Genomic DNA, 7,347 nt, shown 5'->3' on the forward strand with positions numbered 1-7,347 from the left:
TATCCGATTTCAAGCGGAAGCGAATTTGGATCTCATTGCCGGTGTAGCTATCCAGATTGTAGTAAACCGGGGCCCATTTTTTCCCATTCGTGTTATGAGAGAATTTGCCCAGCTCGCTCCAAGTGTCGCCATTGTTTTTGGACACTTCCACATATCCGTAATCATAGCCGGCCTCAATTTCAAACCAGTGATTAAAGGTTAGTGTTGCGTTGCGTATACCATTCAAATTAATTTTTGGAGAAACCAGCGAGAAGTCAGCTCCGTTCTCATAGTTGCTATCGAGATCCGTGGCCCACACGTTCGGTTTGGATGCCGCGCTCTCAGGCCCGACTTTAGGAATGCCACGCTCCCATTCATCCTTGGTACCCGAATGAGTCCAGCCATTATCCGAGCTGCCGTCAAAATGGTCGCTATACAGCGTATCCGGTACGTCCACTCTCAGAGACACCTCATTCGACTTGGCTCCCTCGTTGCCGCTGTAATCCTCAGCCGCGACTGCATAATGATAGGTCGCACTGCCGACGGTGATCGTATCGGTGAAGGTCAGTCCAGAGGTTGTACCGATGGAAATATAATTTTTGCCTGATTCGTTGGAACGATACACTTTGTACTGCTTCACATCTTCATCGGAAGAAGCATTCCAGGCCAGCGCAACGTTGCCAACAGGATCCGATTCAGCAGTTAAATTACCTGGCGCGGCAGGTGCAACGGTATCCGGTTCCTGAATCGACAGGTCGTCGATGTACCAGCCGTCCTTTACAATCGTATTGTCGCTCGTAAAGTTAAACAGGAGGTATACCTTTTGACCCGCGAATGCCCGCAAATCAAGATACTGCGTTTTCCAGCCATTGCTAGAACCGGTAAACGATAATACCTGCTCAAAGGCATTTTGACTATTTTGAGTTGCTACATACACTTTACCGAAATCAGAATTGTTTTCAAGATCGTACCAATGCTTGAAGCTAACCAGAGCCCCTTTCGGACTTTCGGTCAAATCAATCGGAGGAGCCATGAAATAACTGTTGGAGTTGGTCTGGTATTGACCTTCGAGATTGGTCGCGATGACCTTTGTACCCGAGTGTGCGCTTTTAGGGCCGCTTGTCGGGGTTCCCCATTTCCAGACACTGCCTTGCCCGCCGATGTTGATACCAGCGATGTCTTTTTCAAAATCCTGCGTATAGCCCGGCTTAACACCCTTGGAGATGTTAACCTTATATACTTCCGTTTCAAAACCGTTATTACCGTAATCATTGACACGAATATAGTATTCCAGACCAGCGCTGTTCACCAAAAAAGTCGGGATGGACGCTTGATATGTACCGTCTTTGCTGTCGCCGGAGGTCCGTTCCAACGGAATATAAACATAGTTCGACGTACCCGTTGTTTTGGCAAATGCCTCAACGGCTGTCACACCGACATTATCCGTTACATGAGCAGTCAGAGGTATATCAATCCCCTCGAATGCCGCAGCAGGTGGTGTATGCTCCAGAACAGGAGCTTCCAGATCGTCTCCACCTGTTACAACTTTACCGGATACGGAGCCCAAGCCCTGAATGACCGAACCAACCGCATCCAGCGCATTAATGACACCATGTCCGTATCCATTGTTTGGCGAGGTAGGATAGGTGCTGTCTGTACGCGGTGTAGCTGTGTTCATCAAAATTTCCTCAAGCTGGTCTACGGTAAGAGAATGATTCGCCTGCAGCAGCAGTGCTGCGAGACCCGCAACATGAGGACCCGCCATGGAGGTGCCGTTATATCCGCCTTTATAGGCACCACCAGCCACGGATGACCGGATATTTACACCCGGTGCGGAGACTTCAGGCTTTATCTCTCCGTACGGTGAAGGTCCCAGCAATGAGAAGCTTGCCAGTTTATCATTGATATCGGTGGCTCCGGTAGCAAAGGATTCAGGATAGTTGGCCGGATTTGCGACCGATGCAGGGCCACCCGGATTGGAAAGAGAGGTGTTACCTGCAGAGAATTCAGGGAATATTTGGGCATCACGCCATGCCTGAACCACAGGTCGGAACCATTCATCCAGACCGGGTCCGCCTCCCCACGAGTTGTTCACTACATCCGGTGCAAGCTCGGGATGCAGATTGCCTTGGGCGTCTTTTGGCGCAAGCAGCCATTGACCGCCATCCAGTATAATCGCATCCGTCGTCTCCGGATTAAAAATCCGAACCGCAATCCACTTCGCACCAGGTGCAACGCCAATCCGGTTCGTTCCGTTTTCCTCGGAGCCGACCATCGTACCCATCGTATGCGTACCGTGGGAATCAGCCTCCTGATCGACCGGAAGCGTCGCATGGCTGTGCGGATCGTACCAGCTCAGCTCGGGATTCACAATATTGCCTGCCGCGTCCAGGCCACGCCATTTGCGATGCAGCGCCGGATGTGTATAATCTACACCTGTATCCAGATTGGCGACCACGATTCCGGTTCCGTCAATTCCTTTGTCCCAAACCTGTGGTGCGTTAATATGGGATATATTCCATTCCACCGTAGAAGGGTCTACAGCATTTTTGCCTGCATTGCCGGGCTTGGCCGATGTTTTTCCATCGTCTTTCTCCGGCTCCACAGCTTTCTCTGCCGTTTCAGACTTTGCTGTTCCGGCTGTCGCTTTTTCAGCGGTTTTGGCGTCGGTTCCCTCTGCCTGCTTGTCAACCGTCACTTTTTGCAAATAACGTGTTTCATTCGGCAAAATTTTATCGACTTCAGGCAGCTTCGAAATATGATCCAGCACCTCCTTGGTGCTCGTAACAGCCATCGCATTCACAATAAAGTAGCTTTTATATTCCTTCACTCCACCGTCCTTTGACTGCTGATCCAAATAATTTTCAAGCCCGTATTGGGTTCTGGAAGCCGTCTCGCGCAAAGAGCTGATCACATGGCTGCGTACAGCCATTTTGGCAGCGGAGGGTGTTATTTTCTCAAGTGAAGCCTTTTGAAGAGCATTTTTGGAAACTTTGTTGGTATCCACCTGCTCTTTTAATTTAACCAGATAGGTAACATAGTTGTTCTCCTCAAACTGTTTGGTTAGCTTCGGAGATACTTTCGCGGTCGTAACCTTGTGCGAAGCTGATTTCAGCTCCAGCTTGGAGCCATCCGGTGTGTTATTCGCCAAAGCAGGTTGAACAAAAGAAAAGGCCATAAGCAAAGATAGTCCAATAGATAGCGGTTTCTTGAATCGTTTAGGCTTAATCATTGACTTTTCCACTCCTTTTACTAGGTTTAATGTTTCTGTAATAACCTGTACGAGCGTAAGCCTCATGCCTGGCACACCAAACACACGGGCTGCGCGACACGATATGGTTAGCGACCACCTCCTTCATAGAATATAGAGGCACAAAAGTATATTGGGTTGTTCATAGATGGATGTATTTTCATAGGTGAGTTGACAAGCTAAAAAATAGCAAAGTATGAAATTCAGTAGATGCCAAGGAGAGAAAGCAGGAGTACTTCGAAGAAAAAGGTTGATATATCATTACATGTTATATCATCGCAATTTATATTAAAAATTGTTAAATAAATATATAGTATGGATAGTATAAAGTTATCAAAACAGATATACAAGTAGTTTTATTGCATTTTTCTTGAAATTCTATGAATTTATTTTCTATTATGTACAAAAACCCCTTTATAGCGGCTGCGTAAACGGTGCATTACCAATTAGCAGGTGTATGCAATCTCTGCGCGAGCCGCTCAAAGGGATTTCGAAGTCTTTTGAATCCTATCTGATCGTGTTAGTTAAGTACTGAATTCACCGCAGCGAGCGCATCGATCAGGCCGTAGCCGTAGCCATTGTTCGGTGAAGTCCGATACTGGCTGTCTGTCAGCGGTGTCGCTGTTTTCGAAATAACGTCCTCTAATTGATCCACGGTCAAGGATGGCTTGGCCTGAAGCAGCAATGCCACCAATCCGACCGTGTGCGGGCCTGCCATGGAAGTACCATCCCATCCACCCTCATAGGATCCGCCAGGTACAGAGGAACGAATGTTTACGCCAGGAGCCGAAATTTCCGGCTTCACTTCCCCATAAGGAGAAGGACCGCGCAAGGAGAAGCTGGCCAGCTTGTTGTTAATGTCGGTCGCTCCGGTGGCATAAGCTTCCGGCAGGTTCGCCGGATTGGCTACAGACCCGGCTCCACCCGGATTAGTCCATGTGGTGTTGCCCGCAGAGAACTCAGGGAAAATCTGAGCCGCTCTCCATGCTTTCGTGACTGGGCGATACCATTCATCCAGGCCAGGCCCGCCGCCCCAGGAGTTGTTCACCACATCCGGTGCAAGCTCAGGGTGCTTTTTACCATTTTTATCTACAGGGGCAAGAATCCACTGTCCACCGTCCAGCAAGATGGAGTCTGTGGTATCCGGGTTGAATACCCGAACGGCAATCCATTTGGCACCAGGAGCAACACCGACTTCATTCGTACCGTTGCTGTCCGAGCCAACGATCGTCCCCATCGTATGTGTACCATGTCCATCTGAATCTGTAGGCAGTGATGCTCCGTTAACCGCATCATACCAGCTCAGCTCCGGATTAACGGTTTGGCCGGAAGCATTCAAACCGCGCCATTTTCTTTTCAACGCCGGGTGAGTATACTCTACGCCTGTATCAAGATTGGCAACGACAACCCCTTTGCCGTCAATGCCCTTGGCCCACACTTGGGGTGCTTTGACTTTGGAAATATTCCATTCGACCCGGCTAGGCGTTACAGCATCCTTGTATACAGATTCTTCCACTGACTTCTGTGCATTTTCTTCTGTTACAGCCGTGTCTGCAGCAGCTTGTTCGGCTGTCGCTTCCTCTACTGCTGGCTGGGCATCCTTGTTTATTTCAACCTTTTGCAGCTCTCGCTTTTCATCCGGTAAAATTTTATCCACCTCAGGCAGTGTAGCCAGATTATCCAGCACCTCTTTCGTACTCGTTACCGCCAGCGCGTTGACGATAAAGTAGCTCTTGTACTTTTTAACGTTTCCGTTGTTGACTTCCTTTTTTAAGTATTCTTCCACAGGCTGTTGCGTTTTTTCTGCTGTATCCATGAGCGAATTCACAACTGTTGTCCGTACAGACAGCTTAGCGGCAGCGGGGGAAATCTGCTCTGCAGAAGCCTTTTGAAAAGCATGCTTGGCCACCGACTCCGTGTCTACCTGATCTTTCAATTTAACCAGATAGGTGACATACTCGCTGTTACTGAACTGCTGGTTCAGTCTGGCTGAAACCTTGGCAGAAATCGTCGAGGCTCCTGCCAAGGAGGTTGTGCTGGAATCCCCGTACACCGGAGAAATGAGAGAAAAAGCAAGCAGAGCGGTAAAACTGACCGACAGCGTCTTTTTGATATTTTTTGACTTAATCAATACTTTCCATCTCCTTTTACTTGGTTTTTAAATTCTCAAGAACAACCTTACGGACAGCTGCGTCAAAAGCTCACAAAATAGCCTCTGGTACTCACCTCCTTAAAAATATAGACTCGGAGTGAAATCCATAGGTCATTATTCTGAGATGAACAACCCTTGGTGCAGACCACAGGGAACGACATCAGGTATGGTATATGTGAATAAGTCTTGAAGAAAGTAAGAGAAAAAATGAAGAGAAAGGTAGGATAAAAGAAACTAGAAGTTGTCGAGGAGGTTAACATTCGTATATTAAAATACAATTTAAAACAAAACAATGTGAAACATGGTATCTTTTGAATCTAGTATAGTGTCACAAAATCAGATATTCAAGCATTTTTTTGAATTTTATTCCTTTTTTTCTTGAAGCAGAAAAAATCTCTTCCATTTTTCGAAGCAAATGCGAGTCTTGATTGCGCACTTTCCATCGGAAAATAGAAGAGATTATTCGGCATTCAGCAACAAATCTGGAAGCGCGTTATCTGCCGCTATTTACTGATATGGGAACCGGAACGGCAGTATCTGGAAAGGAAGACTTGGACTGCGCGGCTGGCTTATGCAATCCTGCTCCTCCCTGCCGCTCTTGCGATTTACCGCACAGAGTGGCACATTCCCGAAAAGCCATTTGCCTGCATCCAAAGCATTGGTTCTGATTCACCAGTGCAATGGCTGCTGTAATCGCTTCTCCGGTGTGTTCGAAAAAATGATCTTGTCCAATCATGTCGTAGCATCCGGTTTTCTGTAGCAATGCCTGCGGTTGAGGCTGAAGCCCCGACACAAGCACCGTCCCTCCAAACTGCCGATATTTCTGAATTAATGCGGTAAAATTAGCTTCCCCCGTCATATCCATAAAAGGGACCTTGCCCATCCGCAGCAACAAAATCCCTTGCTGGGGGTCAGCCCTGCCTCCCATTCCTGAGCTTTCCAATACGGAAGCTGCACCGAAAAACAGCGGACCTTCCACATTATAAATGGCTACCTGTGGGCAATCATGCTGCTCTGTGACCATATGTGCGCCGACTTTTTCATGTTTTACAGAAGGATCAGGAAGTACTTTATTTACCGAAAGTGTACTGCTCATACGTTTGACGAACAGCACAACTGCCAAAACCAGCCCCACCTCAACCGCTGTGGTCAGCGTTGTAAAAACGGTCAGCAGAAAGGTAACAACCAGCACGATAGAATCTGCTGTCCGCGTCTTGAGAATATGTGCAAAGTGCTTGCGCTCACTCATATTCCAGGCTACCACCATCAGCACCGGAGCCATGCTGGCGAGCGGAATATTGGATGCATATGGAGCAAAAAGCACCAGAATGAGGAACACAACGAACCCATGCACAATGCCTGACATAGGAGAAACAGCACCGTTGCGGATATTTGTGGCGGTGCGAGCAATTGCACCAGTCGCAGGAATGCCGCCAAATAACGGTGTGAGCAAATTAGCAATACCTTGTCCAACCAGTTCGCGATTGCTGTTATGCCTTGTACCCGTCATCCCGTCAGCTACCACTGCGGAAAGCAGAGATTCAATGGCCCCCAGCATCGCAATTACGAGTGCTGGCGGCAGCAGCTTCACGATCAAATCCCAAGTCATCGTAGGAATATGTAGTTCAGGCAAAGAAGCAGGAATATCTCCATAAGCAGAGCCGATTGTAGCCACCTGCCCTGGAAAAAGCCAGACGGCTGCCAATGTTGACAGGAGCAAGCCGACCAGCGAACCCGGCACCTTGGGCCACTTTTTAGGCACCCAAATCAGGGCGGCGAGGCAGATACAAGCCGTCAGAATGCTATACACATTCAGTGAAGGCAATCGACGGATCAGTTCTGCCATGGAAGGCAAAAAAGTCTCATGCCGCTCTACCCCGCGCAAGCCGAGAAAGTTGGCAATCTGACCGCTGAAGATCGTCACGGCGATCCCCGCCGTAAACCCAATCGTTACCGGCTTTGGGAG

The 7,347-nt window shown here is 48.3% G+C and carries 2 protein-coding genes and 1 pseudogene; all 3 read right to left on the bottom strand.

Going from position 1 to position 7,347, the window contains the following annotated elements:
• A pseudogene (locus WG8_RS28700) lies at positions 1 to 3,211 on the bottom strand (S8 family serine peptidase); the annotation flags it as partial.
• Between the two features lie 538 nt (positions 3,212 to 3,749).
• Entirely contained in the window at positions 3,750 to 5,360 is a 1,611-nt protein-coding gene (locus WG8_RS17385; protein ID WP_007431530.1) for a S8 family serine peptidase, read from the bottom strand.
• Between the two features lie 514 nt (positions 5,361 to 5,874).
• Positions 5,875 to 7,347, bottom strand: a 1,473-nt coding sequence (locus tag WG8_RS17390; RefSeq protein WP_007431531.1) for a SulP family inorganic anion transporter, incomplete at its 5' end; no start/stop codon positions are given.

It is taken from the genome of Paenibacillus sp. Aloe-11 (assembly GCF_000245715.1).
GTDB lineage: Bacteria > Bacillota > Bacilli > Paenibacillales > Paenibacillaceae > Paenibacillus > Paenibacillus kribbensis.